This is a genomic window from Aggregatibacter sp. (assembly GCF_057314075.1).
This window is the reverse complement of the sequence record NZ_DBHLAR010000003.1, coordinates 33,082-53,885: the sequence shown is the minus strand read 5'-3', so window position 1 is coordinate 53,885 and position 20,804 is coordinate 33,082. Positions and strand designations below refer to the sequence as shown.

Here is a 20,804-nt window from a genome sequence, read left to right as displayed (position 1 = left end):
TTTTTATTGAATGTGCTTTTTACTTCTCGAGGCTTTTTATGGCAACGCCCCAAAATATTGATGCTTTTTCTCATATCGTAACGCGAAATCCGCAAATGCAGGACATTATCGCCAAAGCGAAAAAATTTGCCTTATTGGATGCGCCATTATTGATTCAAGGGGAAACCGGCACGGGAAAAGATGTGATTGCCAAAGCTTGCCATGATTTTAGTACGCGTCGAAATAAGGAATTTCTTGCGGTGAATTGCGCAGGCATTCCGGGAGAAGATGCGGAAACGGAAATGTTTGGACGACGCAATAAAGACGGCGAGTTTATCGGTTTTTTTGAATATGCGGATGGCGGCACGGTGTTGTTGGACGGGGTGGAGGAGTTGCCCTTAACCTTACAGGCAAAGCTGCTCCGTTTTTTGAGTGACGGTACTTTTCGTCGTGTGGGTGAGGAAGAGGAACATTACGCCAATGTTCGCGTGATTTGCACCACACAACAGCCACTACAACATTATGTAGAACAAGGCAAAATGCGCAGTGATTTATTTCATCGATTAAATGTGTTGACGCTTAATTTGCCACGTTTACATGAGCGAATGGAAGATATTGAGCTGTTAGCGCGTCAATTTATCCGAGAAATCAGTGAGAAACTCGCCATTTCTGCACCGCACTTTGATACTGAATTTTTACATTATCTACAACAATATCCTTGGTTCGGCAATATTCGTGAACTCTATAATGCCTTGTACCGTGCGGTTTCCTTAACAAAAGACAATCAGTTGCGCATTGAGGAACTAGGCTTGGAAACATCGGTTGCTGCATCGCAAGAGGTGGAGGGCTTGATGATGGAGGGCGCAACTTTAGAGGAAATGGTGGGGCGATTTGAAGCCGCCGTACTGACCAAATTTTATGCCCAATACCCGAGCTCCCGAAAACTTGCCGCGCGTTTAGGTGTTTCCCACACGGCAATCGCCAATAAATTACGCCAATACGGGATTGGCAAATCCTAGTCCTCTTCCGGCTGAATTGGGTTAAATGCTTCAAGTATAGGGAAACGTTTCACCAGTTTCAGCCATTCTGTTTTTTCAAGACGAATACTCAATAAAAACTCACCATATTCAGTGATTTCTTCTTTTTCCACGCAATTGAGTTCATACAGCACATGACGAATTTTTCCTTCCGACGGTGAAAGTTGAAGCGAGAGTTGGAGAATGTGATCTGTTAAACGAGCACGAATAGCTTCCAATAAAAGCGCAAGGCCGTCTGCAGAATTAGCCGAAATATAGACCGCACTTGGCTGATGTTTTTCATCGTATTCGATGTGTGGCGTTACGTTTTCCAGTTGATCAATTTTGTTGTACACCAATAATCGTGGCACATCTTGCGCACCGATTTCTTCCAGAACGAGGTTCACCGCCTCGATATTTTCTAATTTGCGGGGATCGGCGCAATCAACCACATGGAGCAATAATGCGGCTTCGGTGGTTTCCTGTAGGGTGGATTTGAAAGCGGAAATTAAATCGTGAGGCAAATCCCGTAGAAAGCCTACTGTGTCCGCCAAAATCGTTGTGCCGACATCTTTTAAACTGAGACGACGCAATGTGGGATCGAGCGTAGCAAATAACTGATCCGCCGCGTACACATTGGCAGAGGTCAACAAATTAAACAGGGTAGATTTTCCGGCATTGGTGTAACCCACTAAGGAAATGGTCGGGATATCTGCTTTTTGGCGCGTTTGACGATTCTGATTACGTTGCTTAGCGACTTTTTCCAAGCGATTTTGTAACTGGTTGATACGCACTTTAATTAAACGACGGTCGGTTTCCAGTTGAGTTTCACCGGGGCCACGCAAGCCCACCGCACCTTTTTGTTGATCTAACCCGGTTTTACGGCGCACCAAACGTGTGGCGAGGTGTTTTAACTGAGCCAGCTCCACTTGTAATTTCCCTTCATGGGAGCGGGCGCGTTGAGCGAAAATATCTAAAATTAAGCCGTTTCGATCAACTACGCGACAATCACACAAGCTTTCTAAATTTCGGGCTTGTGCAGGCGTTAAGGTGTGGTTTACTAAAATTAAATCGGCTTGGTATTGTTTGACCGCATCGGCAATTTCTTCTGCTTTGCCTTGCCCAACAAAATATTTGGCTTGTGGCGAACTGCGACTACCGGTGATCACAGTGAGAATATGTGCCTGGGCAGATTTGGCAAGGAGTCGAAATTCGTTTAAATCGTCTACATTTTTCTGCCCATCAAAAAAACAGTGCACGATAATGGCATTGTTCAATGCGTGATGTTCATTTTCTAGGGGATTTTCAGACGCAAAAAGTGCGGTGGAAATTTCCGCAGAATCCACCGCACTTTCAGTTAAAGGTTGTTGAGTTAAATTACCGAGTAAATTAGCCAATATTTTCCGCTTTGTTATTCTGCTTGAGCATCAATATTGTTTTCTACAGAAGGAGTTTCCTGTTGTACTTGGTGTTGTTGCTGTTGGTTCGCGTTGTGATGTGCGACAGAACGAGCCGGAACAACTGTTGAAATTGCGTGTTTATAAACCATTTGATTTACCGTGTTTTTCAACAAAATCACGAATTGGTCAAACGATTCAATTTGCCCTTGTAATTTGATACCGTTTACTAAATAGATTGAAACGGGAATGCGTTCACGACGTAATGCATTCAAGTAAGGATCTTGTAGAGATTGTCCTTTTGCCATTTTTCTTTCCTTCTTTTTGTAAAAAGTGATGAATTAAAACAATACAGCAAGCTGTATGCCTCCGCGAATCAATATAGCAACAATTATATTGAAAGTCACTAGGCGCAATCTGTGTTTTACGCTTTCGCTGACACCGAGGTTAATACTTTTTCAAGGGCTTGAGCCGGTTGCAAACTATCCAACCATTGAATCGGTGATGTCCAACCACGTAGCCAAGTGATCTGGCGTTTTGCTAGTTGGCGGGTGGCGCAGATACCACGAAAAACCATCTCATCGTGGTCATAATCACCGCGTAAATATTCCCACATTTGGCGATAACCCACACAGCGAATGGACGGCAGGTTCTCGTTTAAGTCGGGACGACGGTACAATTTTTCGACCTCTTGCTGAAAACCAAGTTCAATCATGTTGTGAAAACGTTGCTCAATTCGATGATGTAAGACCTCTCGTTGTTTCGGTACAATCGCAAATTGCAGAATGTCATACGGCAAGGCTTCGCCTTTTTGTGCCGTTAATTCCGTTAAGGTCTTACCAGTTAAATAAAAGACTTCTAATGCGCGGTTAATCCGTTGCGAGTCATTCGGGTTAATACGTTGTGCTGAAATTGGATCGATTTTACTGAGTTCTTGATGTAATCCACCCCAACCGATAAGTGCTGCTTTTGCCTCAATTTCCGACCGCACTTTTTCGTCAGCGGAGGGGAGGGGCGACAGACCTTCCAATAAGGCTTTGTAATACAACATCGTGCCGCCCACCAATAAAGGAATTTTGCCTTGTGCGCTAATCTCTTGCATTTCGCGTAAAGCATCTGTGCGGAAATTCGCCGCAGAATAACTTTCTGCCGGATCGCAAATATCAATTAAACGATGAGGTGCCAGTGCCAGTTCGGCTTTTGAGGGTTTTGCCGTGCCAATGTCCATGCCACGATAAATCAGGGCAGAATCGACGCTGATAACTTCCACGGGCAATTGTTGGCGCAACTGGATCGCCAAATCCGTTTTACCGGAGGCGGTTGGCCCCATTAAAAAAATCGCTAAAGGTTTGTGTTCTGAATGCTGCATAGTTAGCGGGTTAATTGAGTTAAATAAGGCTGCCAGTCAATTTCGACGAGTAAATCTAACAGGCGAATTTGTTGCTGTTTCGCGAGTAACTGTTCGGTTTCTGTCAGTAAATTTACCGCATCGGCCAGCACGGTGATTGGCGGCGAGGCTAAAGGTGCCAAAAGTGCGGTCAAAAATTCAGGTAAATTTTCGAAAGATTGATTTAATAACGACACAATCATGTGCTGTAAGTTTTGTTGGCGCAAATGTGCCGATACTTTTTGTAACGTGATTTTATGTTGCGCCGCCTCTTCCATAAACACAAAGCCGATTTGCTCGAAAAAGGCTTTTTGTTGAAGCCATACCTGCCATTGCGCATCAGATAAACGGAAAATAATCGGAATCAACAAGGGCTGGGAGGTGGGCGCTAAGGTTAAATTTAGCGTTTGTTTTAGCTGTTGCAAACGCGCAAGCGAGAGTAAATAAAAATGTTGTTCTTGCTGTAACAGCAAGGCTTCATGTTGGATTAATGCAAGAGCGTGCAAGAAATGGGTATTTGTTTTTTTGACTTCGGTTACGTTGGTTTGCATTGTTGTCGAAGAACCTGCCCACAATGCTTGATGTGCTTTTAACACGCTTGGTGTAATTGATTCACGTGGAGACGTTTCGCCATAAAAGTGCGGTGGATTTTTTGGCTGTTTTGGCTGTTCGTGATATCGGTTTTCCGAGTCGGTATTGGCAGAATGAACTGTCGGCTGGGCAAAGATATTTTGTCCTGCAGCCAAGCGATTGGGTTTTGTCTGTGTGGAAACTTCCCATGCACCGGCGGGTTCTTCCACGCGATATTCTGTTGCAAGCGTATTCAACGGCATTGGCTCGGAGGCCAACGCATTGCTGATGCCTTGGGTGATGAAATCATGCACCAAACGAGATTGCTGGAAACGCACTTCGTGTTTGGTGGGATGGACGTTCACATCAACATCATTTGGATTAAGATCAATAAACAGCACAAAAGCTGGGTACTGCTCGTTGGTTAAATAGTCAGCGTAGGCTTGTCGAATGGCGTGAGTAATGATTTTATCGCGCACCATCCGCCCATTCACATAACAATAATTTAAGTCATTTTGTGGACGATGAAAGTGGGGCGTAGCGATCCAACCGGACAAATGGAGATCATCGTGTTTCCAATCAATTTGCAACGCATTCTGAATAAAATCATCCCCACAAATTGCCGCAACACGTTTTAATTTTTGTTCATTCGTGACCGCACTTTTGTATTGGCGTAATACTTTGCCATTATGCGTCAGGGTAAAACTGATATTAAATTTCGCCAACGCAATACGACGAATGACTTCATCAATATGAGAAAATTCGGTTTTCTCGGAACGTAAAAATTTACGACGGGCGGGCGTGTTAAAAAATAAATTTGCCACCTCAACGGTTGTCCCCACCGGATGGGATGCCGGTTGAATGGTGGTTTCCATGTCGCGTCCTTGGGCATAGACCTGCCAAGCTTCGTTTTGTTCTGCAGTACGAGAGGTGAGGGTTAAACGGGAAACGGAACTGATACTGGCAAGGGCTTCGCCACGGAATCCCAAACTTAAAATGGCTTCCAAATCGGCAAGATCGGCGATTTTACTGGTGGCGTGACGGGCAAGTGCTAAAGCCAATTCTTCCTTGGCAATGCCAATGCCATTGTCGCGAATTCGGATAAGACTGGCGCCCCCGTTTTCAATATCAATTTGAATTTTATCGGCACCGGCATCTAGGCTGTTTTCCACCAATTCCTTTACTACCGAAGCAGGGCGTTCTACCACTTCTCCGGCAGCGATTTGGTTGGCTAATTGTGGCGATAAAATACGTATAGTCATTATTTTTTCCCTGAATTATCGTCAAGCAGTTGGATTTTTTGTCCGCTTAACACTTTGCCATCTTTTAATTTCGGGTTTAATTTCAACAGCTTATTGGGTGAAATTTTATATTCTCGGGCAATCGAGTAAAGCGTTTCATTTTTTTGTACCGTATGGAATTTCGGTATTGCTTCTTTGACTTCCACTTTGTTTTTATTTTGTTCTTTTGGCTTCGTTTGGCTGTGATTCGGTTTCTCTTGTTTTTTATTTTTATCCGCCGCCTTAGTTTCTACCGGTTTGGCTTCCTTAATGCTTGGCGCGTTTGTTTTGGGTGTTTTCTCCGTTTTTAGCGGTTGCCCTGACTTCGCTTCTTCTACTACTTTTGCCTCTCCCGGAATTTTGAGGATTTCGCCCACCAAGAGTTCTTTTCGCTTGAGCTTATTGAGAGCAAGGATATCTGCAGAGGAAACCTTGTATTTCAAAGCCAATTTATTCAAGGATTCACCAGTTTTTACGCTATGACGAATGCCACTATCTTTAATCTCATCAGGTTTCATCTCTTGCGGTTTAGCTTGAGCGGTTTGGGTTGGTGTCTCTTTTTCTTCTACGATTTCTTTAGCGTTATTTTTGGCGTTACTTGGAATTTTAATGGTTTCACCGATTCGCAATTCTTTGCGTTTTAATTTATTCAAAGTAAGAATGTCCGCCGGTTTTACACCGTACTTGGCGGCAAGTTTTGTTAGATTTTCCCCAGCTTTTACGGTGTGGCGTAAAGCGCTATCGTTTGTCTCAAGTGCGGTGGATTTTTCATCTGTTTTTGTCGTGGCAATTTGGGGTTCGTCTTTATAGTTTTTACGGCGATATTCCACTAAGCCGTTGTAAATGACTTGGGCGATTTTTTTGCGGTATGCCGGTGTACTTAATTTAAGTTCTTCTTCTTGATTCGACAGAAAACCGGTTTCTACCAAAATAGAGGGAATATCCGGTGAACGCAAAACACCGAGGCTGGCATGGCGTGGTGTTGGACGGCTTAAAGAGGCAATTTGGGAAAAATGGCGTAAAACGATATTGCCCAATTCATATCCTACGCGTTGGCTATGACCAAATTGTAAATCTAATACGGTTTGATCTAAGTATTTTTCATTATGTGAAGCAAGCACGTTACCGGCACCACCGAGTAATTCTGAGCGTTTTTCATGATCTTCCAGCCATTGCCCCATTTCATCATTGGCACGACGGTTGGAGAGAACCCACACAGAAGCGCCGCGTAAATTCGGGGTTTCTGAGGAATCGGCATGGATAGAAACTAAATAGTTGGCTTTATATTTACGGGCGATTTCTGAACGCTGTGGCACAGAAATAAAATAATCGCCGTTGCGGGTAAGTACTGCGCGAAAGTGAGGATCTTTATCCAGTAACGCCTTCAATTCTTTGGCAATAGAAAGCGTGACATTTTTTTCATAAATTTTGAGATTGTGTCCGATTGCGCCAGGGTCTTTTCCACCATGGCCGGGGTCGATCGCTATCGTCCAAGTATTATTCGCAAACGCGGATAGCGCAAAGAAGAAAAGGCTGTTAATCAAAAGAAATCTAAACATCGTTTTGGGTTTCATTGTGATAAAAGGTTAATTCAGTTTTTCAATAATGTGTCGACCGGTTTCAGATTTAGCAATTAATTCAATATTGCGGGCGTGTTCAGCGTAATGAATATTAACGAGTAAATCCGGTGCTGAGAGCAAACCGGCACCTTTTTCAGCCCACTCAATTAAACAAATCGTGTTTTCTGTGAAGTAATCGCGGATGCCCATAAATTCAAGTTCTTCCGGATCAGAAAGGCGATATAAGTCAAAATGATAAATATTTTTTCCTGAAATTTTATATTCTTCTACGAGCGTATAAGTAGGGCTTTTTACATTGCCTTGATAACCCAATCCCTGAATCATGCCACGACTTAATGTGGTTTTTCCCGCACCGAGTTCTCCGTTTAGATAGAGTGTAATGCCTTTATGATTTGGCACTTGGCAAATGGCATCAATGAGTTTTTTGCCAAAATTACACATGGCATTTTCATCAGAAATATATTGAATTAATGTTTCAGTCATCTTCTTCGCCGGTTGAAAAATAAGGCTGGATTGTACCGCACTTTGAGGGAATTATGTAGTTTTATGATTGCGTAACGTTGCCAAGAGTCATGCTGCAAATTTCATCATTAAAGCTAAGAGCTAGGCAAAAAAATCCCCCGCAAACGCGAGGGATTGTGAATTTGGAGCGGGAAACGAGGCTCGAACTCGCGACCCCGACCTTGGCAAGGTCGTGCTCTACCAACTGAGCTATTCCCGCATTCACATCAAATGAATGAGACGGCATTATACGAATATTTTTAGGCAGTGCAAGCATAAAATCATGAAAATGATGCGCTTGTTTATATATTCGTCGATTTAGTCCATCTTTAAAAAATGTTCGCGATAGTAAGCGAGTTCTTTGATGGATTCACGAATGTCGTCTAAGGCTAAATGGGTGTTTTGTTTACTAAAACCGTCCAGAATTTCCGGCTTCCAACGGGCGGCTAATTCTTTTAGTGTGCTGACATCAAGGTGGCGATAGTGGAAGTAGTCAGCAAGCTCAGGCATGTATTTAAAGAGAAAACGCTTGTCTTGCGCCACACTGTTGCCACAAATGGGCGATACCCCTTTTGGCACATATTTTTTGAGGAAATCTAAGGTTTGTAATTCTGCCGCGCGTTCGGTTAATTTGCTGTTTTTAACACGTTCAACCAGCCCATTGGCGGTGTGGGTTTTCACGCACCAGTCGCTCATTTTATTGAGTAATTCATCCGATTGATGGATGGCAAGCACCGGCCCTTCGGCAAGAACATTTAAATTTTTATCGGTGACAATTGTTGCGATTTCAATGATGTGTTCTTTTTCCGGATCTAAGCCTGTCATTTCAAGATCAATCCAGATCAGATTTTGTTTATCTAATGCCATTATATAAGGTATCCTATGCAAAAATTTTCCTTATTCTAGCGAAAAACGCGAGAAAAAACGACCGCACTTATATGAGTAAACCTAAATTAACGCAAAATCAAAAACGCCGAATTCAGTCCAATAATCATAAGGTATTACATCGCCATCAGAAGAAAGACATTGATTGGCAGGATGAAATGCTGGGCGAGTCGCAGGATGGCTTGGTTGTTACGCGCTATGCCCGTCATGCAGATGTGGAAAATGCGCAAGGTGAGATTTTTCGTTGTAACTTGCGTCGTACATTAGCGAGCGTTGTCGTCGGGGATCGCGTGATTTGGCGGCAAGGCAATGAACAATTGCAAGGAGTGAGTGGGGTAATTGAAGGGGTTCATCCACGCAAAAATGAAATTTCCCGTCCGGATTATTATGATGGCATTAAAGTCATCGCGGCTAATATTGATCGCATTATCATTATTTCTTCCGTACTGCCGAGTTTGTCGTTGAATATTATTGATCGTTATTTGGTGGTATGCGAAGACGCCCACATTGAACCGATTATTGTGTTGAATAAAGCCGATATGCTGACGGAACAGCAATGGCAAGAGGTGGATTTACAGCTGAAAATTTATCGTGATATTGGCTATCAAACATTGATGGTTTCCGCGCAAAATAAAAAAAATCTGGAAAAACTGACCGCACTTTTATCGGATGGCGTGTCTATTTTTGTGGGGCAATCCGGTGTGGGAAAATCCAGTTTGATTAATGCCGTTTTGCCGAATGTGGATGCATTAGTTGGGGAAATTAGTTCAACCTCAGGCCTTGGACAACACACCACAACCTCTTCTCGTTTATATCATTTACCGCAGGGAGGCAGTTTAATTGATTCACCGGGCATCCGTGAATTTGGTTTGTGGCATTTGGAAGATGAGCAGATTACCAAAGGTTATCGAGAATTCCAAACCGTGCTGGGGACTTGTAAGTTTCGTGATTGTAAGCATTTAAACGATCCCGGCTGTACCTTACGTCAGGCGGTAGAAGAAGGCAAAATCAGTGCTGTTCGTTATGAAAATTATCATCGCTTACTCAGCAGTAAAAAAGAAATGAAATCGCAGCGCCATTTTTCTGCGGAATAAAAGTGATTTACTATTTTTTAGGTATGAAATGTTAATTATTGGTTAATGAATTAGCTGATTTTCTGTTTTTTTTGTGATCTAATTCAAATTTTATACCAAATCGCCTTGCGAATTCATTGTGTTCATCTGATACTGCACTATATTTATTTTAATTATTTAAATAAATATTTAATGAATCTTATCTACTTTTTCCAGAGGAAAATTATATGTACTCAAAAGATGTTGAAATTACAGCACCTAACGGTTTGCATACTCGCCCAGCGGCACAATTTGTAAAAGAAGCAAAAGCATTTGCCGCAGATATTACTGTTACTTCTGCAGGAAAAAGTGCGAGTGCAAAAAGTTTATTTAAATTACAAACATTAGCCTTAACTCAAGGTACCGTTATTACGATTTCTGCTGAAGGTGAAGACGCAGAAAAAGCAGTTGAGCATCTTGTTGCATTAATTCCTACATTAGAATAATGCTGTCGCCATAATTTGCGTTCTTATGTTTTTCAATAAAAGCATGGAGAGCTGTGAATTATGGCTTTGTTTTATTTATTCGGTGATTGATTTTTGTTCAATTTACATCAATGAATTTAGATAATAGAGAAGGTCATTATGATTTCAGGAATTCCTGCCTCTCCCGGCATTGTTTTTGGTAAAGCGCTCGTCCTTAAAGAAGAAAAAATTGTACTGGATACGCAAAAAATTAAAGATAGCCAAATTGATGCTGAAATCGCGCGTTTCTATGAGGGACGCAGTGCGGCGGTTGAACAATTAAATTCAATTAAAGATCGTGCTTATGCTTCTTTAGGCGAAGAAAAAGCTGCCATTTTCGAAGGGCATTTAATGATTTTGGAAGATGAAGAGCTGGAAGAGGAAATTATTGATTATCTTCGTTCAAATCATGTGAATGCGGCGGTAGCGGCCAATGTGGTGATTGATCAGCAAGTCGCCATGTTGTCTGAAATTGATGACGAATATTTAAAAGAACGTGCCGGTGATATTCGTGATATTGGTAATCGGTTGATTAAAAATATTTTAGGCATGCACATCGTTGATTTAGGTGAAATCAATGAAGAGGCGATTTTAGTTGCCTATGATTTAACGCCTTCTGAAACGGCACAGCTAAATTTAGACAAAGTATTAGGTTTTGTGACGGATATCGGTGGTCGAACATCACATACCTCCATTATGGCGCGTTCTCTTGAGCTGCCGGCAATTGTTGGGACGAATAATGTTACCGAGCTGGTGAACACCGGAGATTTCTTAATTCTTGATGCATTAAATAATGTGGTTTATGTTAACCCCTCTCAAGAAGACATTCAGTGTTTAAAAGCATTGCAAGCAAAATTAACAGATGAGAAAGCTGAGTTGGCGAAATTAAAAGATTTACCTGCATTGACACTAGATGGACACCGCGTGGATGTGGTTGCGAATATCGGTACTATTCGCGATATTGAAGGTGCGGAGCGCAACGGCGCAGAAGGTGTAGGGTTATACCGCACGGAATTCTTGTTTATGGATCGCGATCAACTGCCGACAGAAGAAGAGCAATTTATCGCTTACAAAGACGTCGTGGAAGCCATGAATGGCAATTTGGTAATATTGCGCACCATGGATATTGGCGGTGATAAAGAATTACCGTATTTGAATTTACCGAAAGAAATGAATCCATTCCTCGGTTGGCGTGCTATTCGTATTGCGTTGGATCGTCGCGAAATTTTAAATGCCCAATTAAGAGCGGTGTTACGGGCATCCGCTTACGGTCGATTAGCCGTCATGTTCCCGATGATTATTTCTGTAGAAGAAATTCGAGCACTTAAATCCGTGATTGAAGAATTAAAAGTTGAATTACGCAATGAAGGCAAAGATTTTGATGAAAATATCCAAATCGGTGTGATGGTTGAAACGCCATCTGCTGCTGTGAATGCCAAATTCTTAGCAAAAGAGGTCGATTTCTTCAGTATTGGTACAAATGACTTAACCCAATATACGTTAGCCGTAGACCGTGGCAATGAACTCATTTCTCATTTATATAACCCAATGAGTCCATCTGTGCTGAGTTTAATTAAACAGGTTATTGATGCCTCTCATGCGGAAGGAAAATGGACCGGCATGTGCGGTGAATTAGCCGGTGATGAAAACGCCACGATCTTGCTACTCGGTATGGGGCTAGATGAATTTAGTATGAGTGCAATTTCTGTGCCACGCATTAAGAAATTAATTCGTAACGTCAATTACCAAGATGCAAAATTCTTGGCTGAAAAAGCGTTGCAACAACCAACGGCGGCAGAAATTGAGCGCTTAGTTGCTGATTTTTTGGTAGAAAAAGCATTAAATTAGATACAAATTTGGCTTTTTAAGCTAAAATACGACCAAGTTTTAAACTTCAGGAGATGATAAAAATGGGTTTATTTGACAAACTATTTGGTTCAAAAGAGAAGAAAGCGGTTAATGTGGAAATTTATGCACCGCTTTCCGGTGAAATTGTGAATATTGAAGATGTTCCGGATGTTGTTTTCTCCGAAAAAATTGTTGGCGATGGTATCGCAATTCGCCCAACCGGTAACAAACTGGTTGCGCCGGTAGATGGCGTTGTAGGTAAAATCTTTGAGACCAATCATGCCTTTTCCATGGAATCCAAAGAAGGGGTTGAGTTATTTGTTCACTTTGGTATTGATACCGTTGAATTAAAAGGTGAAGGTTTTACTCGTGTAGCCCAAGAAGGTCAAAGTGTCAAACGTGGTGACACTATTATCGAATTGGATTTAGCATTATTGGAAGCCAAAGCCAAATCTGTGTTAACCCCTGTAGTAATTTCTAACATGGATGAAGTTAGCAATATGGAGAAAAAATCCGGTGAAGTTGTTGCCGGTGATTCCGTTGTATTGGTGTTGAAAAAATAAGTCGATTATTAAAAACAAAAGGCTTACCTGTTAAGAGTAAGCCTTTTTTATAGGTTAGAAACGCATTAAAAAATGACCGCACTTTGCTTGTTCAAAAGTGCGGTCATTTTTTTTCAGCATTTTTTAGTTTGCAATGCCTTTATGACGTAATAACGCATCTAATTGCGGTTCACGGCCACGGAAGTTTTTGAACAAGGTCATCGGTTCTTCAGAGCCGCCTTTGGTGAGAATTTCATCCAAGAAGGATTGACCGGTTTGTAGATTGAAAATCCCTTCCTCTTCAAAACGCGAGTAGGCATCTGCCGATAAAACCTCCGCCCATAAATAGCTGTAATAGCCTGCGGCATAGCCGCCAGCAAAAATATGGCTGAAGCTGTGCGGCATTCTTCCCCATTCTGCGCCAGGGATGACGGCAACTTGGCTTTTCACCTCGTGTAACATCGCTAACACTTGATTTTGCTTATTTGGATCAAATGTGTGGTGCAAGCGGAAATCAAACAGCGCAAACTCTAACTGACGCAACACAAACATCGCCGCTTGGAAGTTTTTAGCTTTGAGTAATTGGCTGAGCTTTTCTTTTGGTAGAGGTTCTCCGGTTTTATAATGACCGGAAATGAACTGTAGTGCCTCTTCTTCCCAGCACCAGTTTTCCATAAATTGGCTTGGCAATTCCACCGCATCCCAAGGCACACCGTTAATGCCCGCAACATCCGATACATCAATTTTGGTCAGCATATGATGCAATCCATGGCCGAATTCATGGAATAGGGTAGTAACCTCATCATGCGTGAATAAAGCCGGTTGGTCGCCAAGTGGACGGTTGAAGTTACAGGTTAAGTACGCCACCGGTTTTTGTAGGCTGCCGTCAATCTTTTTACGACGACCGATACAATCATCCATCCAAGCACCACCGCGTTTATGTTCACGAGCGTATAGGTCTAGATAGAAACTGCCGCGAACCTCGTCTTTTTCATCAAGCAAATCGAAGAAACGGACATCTTTATGCCAGGTTTCGACGCCATGGCGCTCTACCGCGCGAATATTGAAAATGCGTTTAATCAATTCAAATAAACCGCTTAATACGCGATCTTCCGGGAAATACGGACGCAATTCTTCATCGTTGATAGCATATAAATGTTGCTTTTGTTTTTCGCTGTAAAAAGACAGATCCCAAAGCTCAAGTGCGGTCAAATTATAGTGTGTTTTGCAGAAGTCTTTTAATTCTTGTAATTCACGTTCGCCTTGGGCTTTAGAGCGTGTCGCGAGATTTTCTAAGAAATCCAACACTTGTTGCGGATTTTCCGCCATTTTGGTGGCAAGGGATAATTCGGTGTAGGTGTTGAAATCCAATAATTTGGCTAATTCCACGCGTAGGCTAAGGATCTCCTGCATAATCGCCGAGTTATCCCATTTACCTGCATTGGGCCCTTGATCGGACGCGCGGGTGGCAAAGGCACGATACATTTCTTCGCGTAATTCACGGTTTTCACAATACGTCATGACGGGAATATAGCTTGGGTATTCCAAGGTGAAGCGATAGCCACTGACCCCTTTGCTTTCTGCAGATTGTTTGGCCGCTTCCAGTGCGGATTCCGGCAAGCCTTTGAGCTGGTTGACATCTTCAACGATCTTTTCCCAGCCCATGGTGGCGTCTAATACGTTATTGCTAAATTGTGAGTTGAGTTCGGATAAACGGGCAGCAATCTCGCCATAGCGTTTTTGTTTTTCTGCCGGTAAGGAAATGCCCGATAATTTGAAATCGCGTAAGCTGTTTTCAATGGCTTTCTTTTGCGCTTGAGTGTAATCGGCAAATTCAGGGCTATTTTTTAATTGTAAATAGGCTTTATATAATCCTTGATGTTGTCCGACCCACGTGCTGTATTCGGCCAATAATGGCAAGCAGGCTTGATAGGCTTCACGTAATTCGGGGCTATTTTTTACTGAGTTTAAATGCGAAATTGGCGACCACACTTTGCTTAAACGATCACCGGCTTCGGTTAACGGGAGAATGAAATTTTCCCAAGTAAAGTGCGGTTGATTTACCACGCGTTCTACCGTTTCGCGGTTTTCTTGAATAAGTTGTTTGATAGCGGATTCAATGTATTGCGGTTCAATTTTAGAAAATGCCGGTAGTATGGTTGACGTCAGTAATGGGTTTGTCATTAAGCTATCCTTAATATAAATAAATGTAGTGAGTAAAATTGGGCTCGATTTTATGATTTCAAGCTTGAAAAATCTACCAATTCAATTATTATTGCGAATAATTTTTATTTTGAGGTGTGCAATGAAATACTTTTACATTGGATTAGGGTTTATTTTTTTAGCGTTAGGTCTTATTGGTATTGTTGTGCCTATTTTTTTGCCGACCACGCCATTTTTGCTTTTAACGTTGTTTTTCTTTACAAAAGGTTCGACACGTTTACATAACTGGTTTGTGGGCACAAAGATTTATCAAGCACATTTAAAAGATTTTCATGAACAACGCGCTTTAACTAAAAAAGCCAAAATCTACATTTTGAGTTTTTCCACTACGATGTTGTTAATGGGGTTTTATTTCACACCAAGCATTGTCGGCAAAAGCATTATCATGAGCGTGTTATTGATTAAATATTGGTTCTTCTTTTTCTGGATTAAAACCCTCGAAGCAGAATAAGCTTCAAACATTCGTGTATAATGAGCGCAACTTATTTCATGAATGTATTTCAATGCGTAATTTCCTCTTTAAAAGTGCGGTGCTTTTTTTAGGTGTTTTTTTTCTCAACGGATGTGATGAACACGCTCAAAAGCTCGCCGAATCCTCTCTAACGGTTGATGCATCTGCAACGCCGGAATTCTCTCAATCCCGTCGCCAATTATTGGTTCGTGGTGTTTATACCGATTTATCTCTCAATCCGCTACAAGCGTCTAACATTGAACAAGTCGCCTTTTTGCGTGATCTTTTTGAAGGATTGGTGATTTACGATGCCAAAGGCAATATTGTGCCGGCAGTGGCGGAAAACTGGCAAACTCAAGACAATAAAACATGGCGATTTAGGTTACGCGAAACCGCTAAATGGTCCAATGGAGAGCCCGTGACGGCTCAACAATTCGTGGCAAGTTGGTGGGCATTGGCAAAATCTAACAGTCCGCTAAAAGATTATCTGGCGTATATGAATCTGCTGAATGCGGAGAAAGTATTAAAGCAAGAACTGCCACCGGAGGAGCTAGGAATCGTGGCGGAAAACGACCGCACTTTACGTCTAACCTTAGATAAACCGACGCCGTATTTGCCACAAATGTTGGCTCATAGCAGCTTGTTGCCGCAATATTTACAACCTCATGAAGGCATTGTAACCAACGGGGCGTATCAAGTCAGCGGTCAGCAAGGTGATCTCATTCATCTGGAACAGAATCCGCACTATTGGGCGAAAGAAAAAGTCTTCTTCGAAAATGTGGACTATCAAAAAATCAACTCAAAACAGGAAGTGAGTGCGTTAGATATTGTGTGGCAACCGCAACAATATGTTGAACAGACACAATATTTCCCGCAACTCTGCACTTATTTCTACGCATTTAATTTCAACATGCCACAATTGGCACAAAGCTCGGTGCGTAAAGCTTTGGCGATGCTGACATCTCCTCGTCGTTTACTGCCTGAAAATCCAAGTCGGTTTTATTTAACGGATAATTTTTTACCGCAGTCTATGCAAACGCTAGAAAGTCACTGGGAACAAACTCCGGTGGAGCAATTATTAAGCCAGGGGCAAATTAGTGAAAAAGCGCCGTTAAAACTGACCTTGAGTTACGAACAATCTGAACTGCAGAATCAATTAGTGCAAGGGATTATTCGTATGTGGTCGCAGTCAGATATGATCCGAATTATTGGTGAAGGTATGTCAAAAACACAGTTATTGGAAAATATAGCCAAAGGCAATTTCCATATAGCCCGTTCCGGTTGGTGTGCCGACTATAACGAGCCATCCGCATTTTTGAGTTTGTTTTATAGCCATAGCCCGGATAATAAAAGCGGTTATCGCAATGAGGAAGTGGATCGTTTGTTTGAGCAAAGTTTAAAGGTGATTTCCTCGGCAGAACGCACTGCACTTTATAGCCGAATTGAGCAAATTTTGCAGGAAGAAAATGTGGTATTGCCACTATATCAGTCTAGGGTTCCCGTTTACCTTAATCCGACTTTAAATGGTTACGACTCAGCCAATCCAACAGAAGTTATTTACAGCAAGGATTTGTTCCGACGGATTGAGTAAAGTGCGGTTGAAAATAGGAACGTTTATTTAAGTGTTAAAAGTATGCTTGGATAGCTATTTGAGATAACCGCCTTAGAAAAATAAAAAGCACAAACGCAATGAACGTTTGTGCTTTTTTATGTCATGTGAGGCTGTTATTTTTTCGGCACTTCTTCTTGGCAATAGGGGCATTCCATTAAATGTTGTTCACCGTTATGTACGATAAAATGGCCCATTTTTTTGGCTTTGGTATCTAAATAAGCCGTGTTATAGCGGTTTTCGCCAACATTCAGCGGCACGCGTTCTACCACATTAATACCGGATTGTTTCATGGTTTCGATTTTTTCCGGATTATTGGTAAGCAAGCGAATTTGTTTGACGCCTAATAAATCGAAAATGTCTGCACACACGCTAAAATTACGTTCATCCGCAGCAAACCCTAAAGCCAAATTTGCCTCAATGGTGTCCATGCCTTTATCTTGTAAGGAATAAGCGCGAATTTTGTTAATTAAGCCAATGCCGCGGCCCTCTTCACGGTGATAAATCAATACGCCACGACCTTCTTGTTGAATTTGGCGTAATGCCGCGGCAAGCTGGAAACCGCAGTCACATTTTAAACTATGCAATGCATCGCCGGTGAGGCATTCGGAGTGGATACGTGCTAAGACGGGTTCTTCTGAATGGCTGATGTCGCCCAAGACTAAGGCAACGTGTTCTTTTTTCGTGTCGGGAAATTCAAATCCCACGATTTTAAATAGCCCGAATTCTGTCGGTAAATTGGCTTGGGCAACGAGTTCAATTTTTGCCATAACGTATCCTTATTTTGTCCTTATTCTTTTTCTTTTGTTGGGTTCTGATGATAAAATGACGGCTCAATTTTATCTATGGTTATGAATATGTTAAAAAGGTTGTCATTATATACACTATTGCTTTGTCTTGTCCCTCTTTTTGTCTGGCTGTCCGCTTGGCAGTGGAGCGGCAGTCTCATGTTTGAAGACTACGAGCATCCTTTATATTGGTTGACAGAAAGTGGGAGTGTGCCTTACGCCATTATCACTTGCGGCGTTTTTGCGTTGCTTTTTTTACCATTATTTCCTCAGCGAAAACAATGGATTTTAGCTGTTGCTGTAATGGCTTTTTCAATGGTTGTGACACAAGGACTGAAATCCGGGTTGAAAAACGCGTTTAGTGAGCCTCGGCCTTTCGTGACTTATGTTGCTGACCAAACCGGTACAAGCACCGAAGCTTTTTATGCGCAAGATCGCAAAGCTCGGGCGCAATTTGTTGAGCAATTTTATCAAACGCAAGCATCTGTACCGGAATGGATCAAAGGGCATTACGCGAGCGAAGTGGGCTATTCTTTTCCATCCGGGCACACGATTTTTGCGGCCAGCTGGCTTATGTTAACGGTGGGGTTCGTACAATTAATCGGTAATCGAAAAGGGCGTGCAAAATTATTAATTGCATTTATGAGCTGTTGGGCGGTGTTAATGTTGGTCAGTCGTTTACGTTTCGGCATGCATTATCCAATTGATTTATTTATTTCAGTGTTAATTGCGTGGTTAGTACACTGGATGATTTTTGCATTCTTAGCGAAAAAACAGTATTTCCAGAAAATGGAATAAGTGACTAAAAGTGCGGTAGGTTTTTCAGATATTTGTTGCGTCGTGTAAAAGGAGATGGGTATGTTATATGGGCTTGATATTGGGGGCACCAAAATTGAATTAGCGGTGTTTAATTCTCAGTTAGAGAAGCAATATAGCGAGCGGGTGGAAACACCGAAAAGCAGCTATGAAGATTGGTTGAATGTCATTGTTAATCTGGTGAAAAGCGCCGATAAAAAATTTGATTGTAAAGGTTCTGTGGGATTAGGCATTCCAGGTTTTGTGAACCAAACTACCGGCATCGCTGAAATTACCAATATTCGCGTAGCAGACAATAAACCCATTTTGCGCGATTTATCTGCTTTGTTAGACCGTGAAGCCCGCGCTGAGAATGATGCAAACTGTTTTGCGCTATCGGAAGCTTGGGATGCTGAAAATGCGCAATACCCTTCTGTGTTAGGATTGATTTTAGGCACCGGTTTTGGTGGCGGATTTGTATTGAATGGTAAAATTCATTCCGGACAAACCGGTATGGCTGGCGAGTTGGGGCATTTACAGCTGAACTACCACGCATTGAAATTACTCGGCTGGGATAAAGCACCGATTTATGATTGTGGTTGCGGCAACAAAGCTTGTTTGGATACTTATTTATCCGGTCGTGGTTTTGAAATGCTATACCGTGATTTGAAAGGCGAAGCTTTATCGGCAAAAGAAATCATTCAACGTTTCTATGCCGATGATAAAAGTGCGGTGGATTTTGTCGGTGTTTTTGTGGAACTTGCTGCAATTTCTATCGGTAACATTATTACGGCTTTCGACCCACATCTTATTGTGCTAGGCGGGGGATTATCCAATTTCGATTATTTATATGAAGCGTTACCAAAAGCATTACCGCCCCATTTAATGCGTAGTGCTAAAGTGCCGGTGATTAAAAAAGCCAAATACGGTGATTCCGGTGGGGTGCGTGGGGCGGCAGCATTGTTTTTATCCCGCTAATAATGATTAAAAATAAAAAGGCTGAATTTATTTCAGCCTTTCTTTTTTCTTTGAGATTATGGGATTAAAAAATTATCAACGGTTTCGACTTCGAGTCTGCCTTGTTCTATTCGAACGGCTTTGGCAACTTGCTTGATCATTTTATCCCGAGGATTCTTTTCATCCAGTGTATAAATCGGTGTACTGCTCAAGTAAGCGGAAATATTACTGGCAAGTAGAGGGAGAAGATTTTGCACTTGCCCTATATACTGTTGTGGCGACCCGGACCAACGAAGCACGCGAATATCTTTCAAATATACGGCACCTTTTTGCGCATCATAATAAGGCACGGTGTCAAAGGTGAGATTCAGCTTGGCAGAAAATTGATCAGTTGGGAGTTGAAATAAACCATCAATAATGCCACTTAACTCCAATCGTTTTTCTGCGTTTTGCCCAATTTGGGCGCTGAAATCATGCAAGTTGTAGTTCACACTAGCTAGGCCGGGAATGCCATAACTGTTTTTATAATGATTATGTTGTTTGAGTAATTGGTTTATTTCGCTTTCGCCGATAGCTAAGGCAAAAGCGGCTGTTGAGCATGTGAATGTCAGTAAACAGGCAAAAATGAACGCGATGCCTTTTTGTTTTAACCATGCAAACATAGATGTTCTCCAAAGTGTAAGGTTTAAAAAAAATCAAAAAACGGTTAAACTAGACCGCACTTTTATTGGTTTTAGGAGTTTTTTATGCGTCAATATATCGTCAAAGCGATACTCGGTGCTTCAATATGTTCTTCAATTCTATTGCTCTCTGCGTGCGGATCTTTATTTCCGTCGAACGACATGCACAAACCGAGAGCGGTGGTTGATGTCGGTTCAACATCAGCGCCAACGTTTGATGTTAATGCCTTTGTTCAAAAAGCGGAAACATTGCCACGCTTTGAATATACGCACAACAATACCCATTATGTCGCGTATCTTAATGGACAACCGGAATTGATTAAAGTTACGCATGACGGTGAGAATAAATTATTTTTTTATAAAGCCGGAAATGTGGCTGCAGTGCAAGAAAACGGGAAAGTGTACAGCCTAAACGGTGCTAATGAATCGCATAAAACGCTCATCGCCGAAGGGGCTAAATTGTACAAAATGTTGGGAACAAACAGCGCGGATAAAGGCGCTGCCAACGTCAAAACCGGCAATGATGCCAAATTGAATTACCTTTGCATCGCGAAAATTCAGCAGGTTGCACAAACGTCACGGGTATTTCGCAGTTCGGCAAATCACGCTAACAGCGATTCCCGCCTTACCGCTGATGTTCGTTTGAACGGCAATCAATTTTATAAAATGGATTGTCAATTAGCCGGTGATCGTGTGGCTAAATTAAGTTTAATTAAAAAATAGCACACCTAGTTGCTTAA

At 42.0% G+C, this 20,804-nt stretch carries 20 protein-coding genes and 1 tRNA gene; 10 read left to right on the top strand and 11 right to left on the bottom strand.

Annotated elements, in window-relative coordinates; genetic code table 11:
- Positions 1–38 precede the first annotated feature (38 nt).
- On the top strand, positions 39–998 hold the full coding sequence (locus ACO5E4_RS01710) for a sigma 54-interacting transcriptional regulator (RefSeq protein ID WP_485861851.1): 960 nt from the start codon (positions 39–41) through the stop codon (positions 996–998).
- Here the strand turns inward: ACO5E4_RS01710 and hflX are convergent.
- The 8 genes from hflX to orn form a co-directional block, all read right to left on the bottom strand.
- Positions 995–2,392, bottom strand: coding sequence for a ribosome rescue GTPase HflX (gene hflX / locus ACO5E4_RS01705; protein ID WP_485861850.1), 1,398 nt, complete (start codon positions 2,390–2,392; stop codon positions 995–997). The genes ACO5E4_RS01710 and hflX overlap by 4 nt on opposite strands.
- 14 nt (positions 2,393–2,406) lie before the next feature.
- Positions 2,407–2,700: an RNA chaperone Hfq gene (gene hfq / locus ACO5E4_RS01700; protein ID WP_109127805.1), complete on the bottom strand. Its 294-nt coding sequence runs from the start codon at positions 2,698–2,700 to the stop codon at positions 2,407–2,409.
- A gap of 116 nt (positions 2,701–2,816) precedes the next feature.
- Positions 2,817–3,761, bottom strand: coding sequence for a tRNA (adenosine(37)-N6)-dimethylallyltransferase MiaA (gene miaA, locus ACO5E4_RS01695; protein ID WP_485861849.1), 945 nt, complete (start codon positions 3,759–3,761; stop codon positions 2,817–2,819).
- Positions 3,762–3,763: 2 nt separating this feature from the next.
- A complete protein-coding gene (gene mutL / locus ACO5E4_RS01690) occupies positions 3,764–5,611 on the bottom strand; it encodes a DNA mismatch repair endonuclease MutL (RefSeq protein WP_485861848.1) in 1,848 nt (615 codons plus the stop codon).
- The gene (locus ACO5E4_RS01685) at positions 5,611–7,203 is read right to left on the bottom strand and encodes an N-acetylmuramoyl-L-alanine amidase (RefSeq protein ID WP_485861847.1); all 1,593 of its coding nucleotides are present in this window, start codon (positions 7,201–7,203) and stop codon (positions 5,611–5,613) included. Before ACO5E4_RS01685 ends, mutL begins: the two co-directional genes overlap by 1 nt.
- Before the next feature lie 12 nt (positions 7,204–7,215).
- Positions 7,216–7,692, bottom strand: coding sequence for a tRNA (adenosine(37)-N6)-threonylcarbamoyltransferase complex ATPase subunit type 1 TsaE (tsaE, locus tag ACO5E4_RS01680; RefSeq protein ID WP_454906639.1), 477 nt, complete (start codon positions 7,690–7,692; stop codon positions 7,216–7,218).
- Between the two features lie 162 nt (positions 7,693–7,854).
- Positions 7,855–7,930: transfer RNA gene (locus ACO5E4_RS01675), tRNA-Gly, on the bottom strand.
- A 98-nt stretch (positions 7,931–8,028) separates the two neighbouring features.
- Positions 8,029–8,577 carry an oligoribonuclease gene (gene orn / locus ACO5E4_RS01670; RefSeq protein WP_485861846.1) on the bottom strand — a complete coding sequence of 183 codons (549 nt, stop codon included), beginning with the start codon at positions 8,575–8,577 and terminating at the stop codon, positions 8,029–8,031.
- A gap of 71 nt (positions 8,578–8,648) precedes the next feature.
- On the opposite strand from orn, the gene rsgA reads away from it, so the two are divergent.
- The 4 genes from rsgA to crr all read left to right on the top strand — a co-directional run bounded on the left by rsgA (position 8,649) and on the right by crr (position 12,582).
- Positions 8,649–9,689 (top strand): small ribosomal subunit biogenesis GTPase RsgA, encoded by a 1,041-nt coding sequence (gene rsgA / locus ACO5E4_RS01665; protein WP_485861845.1) that lies wholly within the window; start codon positions 8,649–8,651, stop codon positions 9,687–9,689.
- A gap of 206 nt (positions 9,690–9,895) precedes the next feature.
- A complete protein-coding gene (ptsH, locus tag ACO5E4_RS01660) occupies positions 9,896–10,153 on the top strand; it encodes a phosphocarrier protein Hpr (protein ID WP_006717733.1) in 258 nt (85 codons plus the stop codon).
- A 138-nt stretch (positions 10,154–10,291) separates the two neighbouring features.
- Positions 10,292–12,019 (top strand): phosphoenolpyruvate-protein phosphotransferase PtsI, encoded by a 1,728-nt coding sequence (gene ptsI / locus ACO5E4_RS01655; RefSeq protein WP_485861844.1) that lies wholly within the window; start codon positions 10,292–10,294, stop codon positions 12,017–12,019.
- A gap of 62 nt (positions 12,020–12,081) precedes the next feature.
- Positions 12,082–12,582, top strand: coding sequence for a PTS glucose transporter subunit IIA (gene crr / locus ACO5E4_RS01650; RefSeq protein ID WP_314956038.1), 501 nt, complete (start codon positions 12,082–12,084; stop codon positions 12,580–12,582).
- A gap of 123 nt (positions 12,583–12,705) precedes the next feature.
- On the opposite strand, the gene prlC is transcribed toward crr, so the two are convergent.
- Positions 12,706–14,745 carry an oligopeptidase A gene (prlC, locus tag ACO5E4_RS01645; protein ID WP_485861843.1) on the bottom strand — a complete coding sequence of 680 codons (2,040 nt, stop codon included), beginning with the start codon at positions 14,743–14,745 and terminating at the stop codon, positions 12,706–12,708.
- Between the two features lie 121 nt (positions 14,746–14,866).
- Here prlC and ACO5E4_RS01640 point away from each other — a divergent pair, with 121 nt between their 5' ends.
- Together ACO5E4_RS01640 and ACO5E4_RS01635 are read left to right on the top strand one after the other, a co-directional pair.
- Positions 14,867–15,235: a YbaN family protein gene (locus tag ACO5E4_RS01640; protein ID WP_032997827.1), complete on the top strand. Its 369-nt coding sequence runs from the start codon at positions 14,867–14,869 to the stop codon at positions 15,233–15,235.
- Between the two features lie 52 nt (positions 15,236–15,287).
- The gene (locus tag ACO5E4_RS01635; protein WP_485861842.1) at positions 15,288–16,826 is read left to right on the top strand and encodes a peptide ABC transporter substrate-binding protein; all 1,539 of its coding nucleotides are present in this window, start codon (positions 15,288–15,290) and stop codon (positions 16,824–16,826) included.
- A gap of 134 nt (positions 16,827–16,960) precedes the next feature.
- Here the strand turns inward: ACO5E4_RS01635 and ribA are convergent, their stop codons facing one another.
- The gene (ribA, locus tag ACO5E4_RS01630; RefSeq protein ID WP_109127816.1) at positions 16,961–17,614 is read right to left on the bottom strand and encodes a GTP cyclohydrolase II; all 654 of its coding nucleotides are present in this window, start codon (positions 17,612–17,614) and stop codon (positions 16,961–16,963) included.
- Between the two features lie 75 nt (positions 17,615–17,689).
- Here ribA and ACO5E4_RS01625 point away from each other — a divergent pair, with 75 nt between their 5' ends.
- Positions 17,690–18,430, top strand: a complete 741-nt coding sequence (locus tag ACO5E4_RS01625; protein ID WP_485861841.1) for a phosphatase PAP2 family protein — start codon at positions 17,690–17,692, stop codon at positions 18,428–18,430.
- A gap of 60 nt (positions 18,431–18,490) precedes the next feature.
- Positions 18,491–19,405, top strand: a complete 915-nt coding sequence (gene nagK / locus ACO5E4_RS01620) for an N-acetylglucosamine kinase (RefSeq protein WP_485861840.1) — start codon at positions 18,491–18,493, stop codon at positions 19,403–19,405.
- Between the two features lie 56 nt (positions 19,406–19,461).
- Here nagK and ACO5E4_RS01615 read toward each other — a convergent pair whose 3' ends face one another.
- A complete protein-coding gene (locus ACO5E4_RS01615) occupies positions 19,462–20,046 on the bottom strand; it encodes a YceB family lipoprotein (protein ID WP_485861839.1) in 585 nt (194 codons plus the stop codon).
- An 84-nt stretch (positions 20,047–20,130) separates the two neighbouring features.
- On the opposite strand from ACO5E4_RS01615, the gene ACO5E4_RS01610 reads away from it, so the two are divergent.
- Positions 20,131–20,787 (top strand): hypothetical protein, encoded by a 657-nt coding sequence (locus tag ACO5E4_RS01610; protein WP_485861838.1) that lies wholly within the window; start codon positions 20,131–20,133, stop codon positions 20,785–20,787.
- Positions 20,788–20,804 lie beyond the last annotated feature (17 nt).

What these genes read in the sequence shown, in the direction of transcription:
- orn (WP_485861846.1), bottom strand. Translation starts at nt 8,577, where the DNA reads ATGGCATTAGATAAACAAAATCTGATCTGGATTGATCTTGAAATGACA.
- ACO5E4_RS01610 (WP_485861838.1), top strand. Translation starts at nt 20,131, where the DNA reads ATGCGTCAATATATCGTCAAAGCGATACTCGGTGCTTCAATATGTTCT.
- ptsI (WP_485861844.1), top strand. Translation starts at nt 10,292, where the DNA reads ATGATTTCAGGAATTCCTGCCTCTCCCGGCATTGTTTTTGGTAAAGCG.
- ptsH (WP_006717733.1), top strand. Translation starts at nt 9,896, where the DNA reads ATGTACTCAAAAGATGTTGAAATTACAGCACCTAACGGTTTGCATACT.
- ACO5E4_RS01710 (WP_485861851.1), top strand. Translation starts at nt 39, where the DNA reads ATGGCAACGCCCCAAAATATTGATGCTTTTTCTCATATCGTAACGCGA.
- ACO5E4_RS01615 (WP_485861839.1), bottom strand. Translation starts at nt 20,046, where the DNA reads ATGTTTGCATGGTTAAAACAAAAAGGCATCGCGTTCATTTTTGCCTGT.
- ribA (WP_109127816.1), bottom strand. Translation starts at nt 17,614, where the DNA reads ATGGCAAAAATTGAACTCGTTGCCCAAGCCAATTTACCGACAGAATTC.
- crr (WP_314956038.1), top strand. Translation starts at nt 12,082, where the DNA reads ATGGGTTTATTTGACAAACTATTTGGTTCAAAAGAGAAGAAAGCGGTT.
- nagK (WP_485861840.1), top strand. Translation starts at nt 18,491, where the DNA reads ATGTTATATGGGCTTGATATTGGGGGCACCAAAATTGAATTAGCGGTG.
- miaA (WP_485861849.1), bottom strand. Translation starts at nt 3,761, where the DNA reads ATGCAGCATTCAGAACACAAACCTTTAGCGATTTTTTTAATGGGGCCA.
- rsgA (WP_485861845.1), top strand. Translation starts at nt 8,649, where the DNA reads ATGAGTAAACCTAAATTAACGCAAAATCAAAAACGCCGAATTCAGTCC.
- tsaE (WP_454906639.1), bottom strand. Translation starts at nt 7,692, where the DNA reads ATGACTGAAACATTAATTCAATATATTTCTGATGAAAATGCCATGTGT.
- ACO5E4_RS01625 (WP_485861841.1), top strand. Translation starts at nt 17,690, where the DNA reads ATGGTTATGAATATGTTAAAAAGGTTGTCATTATATACACTATTGCTT.
- hfq (WP_109127805.1), bottom strand. Translation starts at nt 2,700, where the DNA reads ATGGCAAAAGGACAATCTCTACAAGATCCTTACTTGAATGCATTACGT.
- ACO5E4_RS01635 (WP_485861842.1), top strand. Translation starts at nt 15,288, where the DNA reads ATGCGTAATTTCCTCTTTAAAAGTGCGGTGCTTTTTTTAGGTGTTTTT.
- prlC (WP_485861843.1), bottom strand. Translation starts at nt 14,745, where the DNA reads ATGACAAACCCATTACTGACGTCAACCATACTACCGGCATTTTCTAAA.
- ACO5E4_RS01685 (WP_485861847.1), bottom strand. Translation starts at nt 7,203, where the DNA reads ATGAAACCCAAAACGATGTTTAGATTTCTTTTGATTAACAGCCTTTTC.
- ACO5E4_RS01640 (WP_032997827.1), top strand. Translation starts at nt 14,867, where the DNA reads ATGAAATACTTTTACATTGGATTAGGGTTTATTTTTTTAGCGTTAGGT.
- mutL (WP_485861848.1), bottom strand. Translation starts at nt 5,611, where the DNA reads ATGACTATACGTATTTTATCGCCACAATTAGCCAACCAAATCGCTGCC.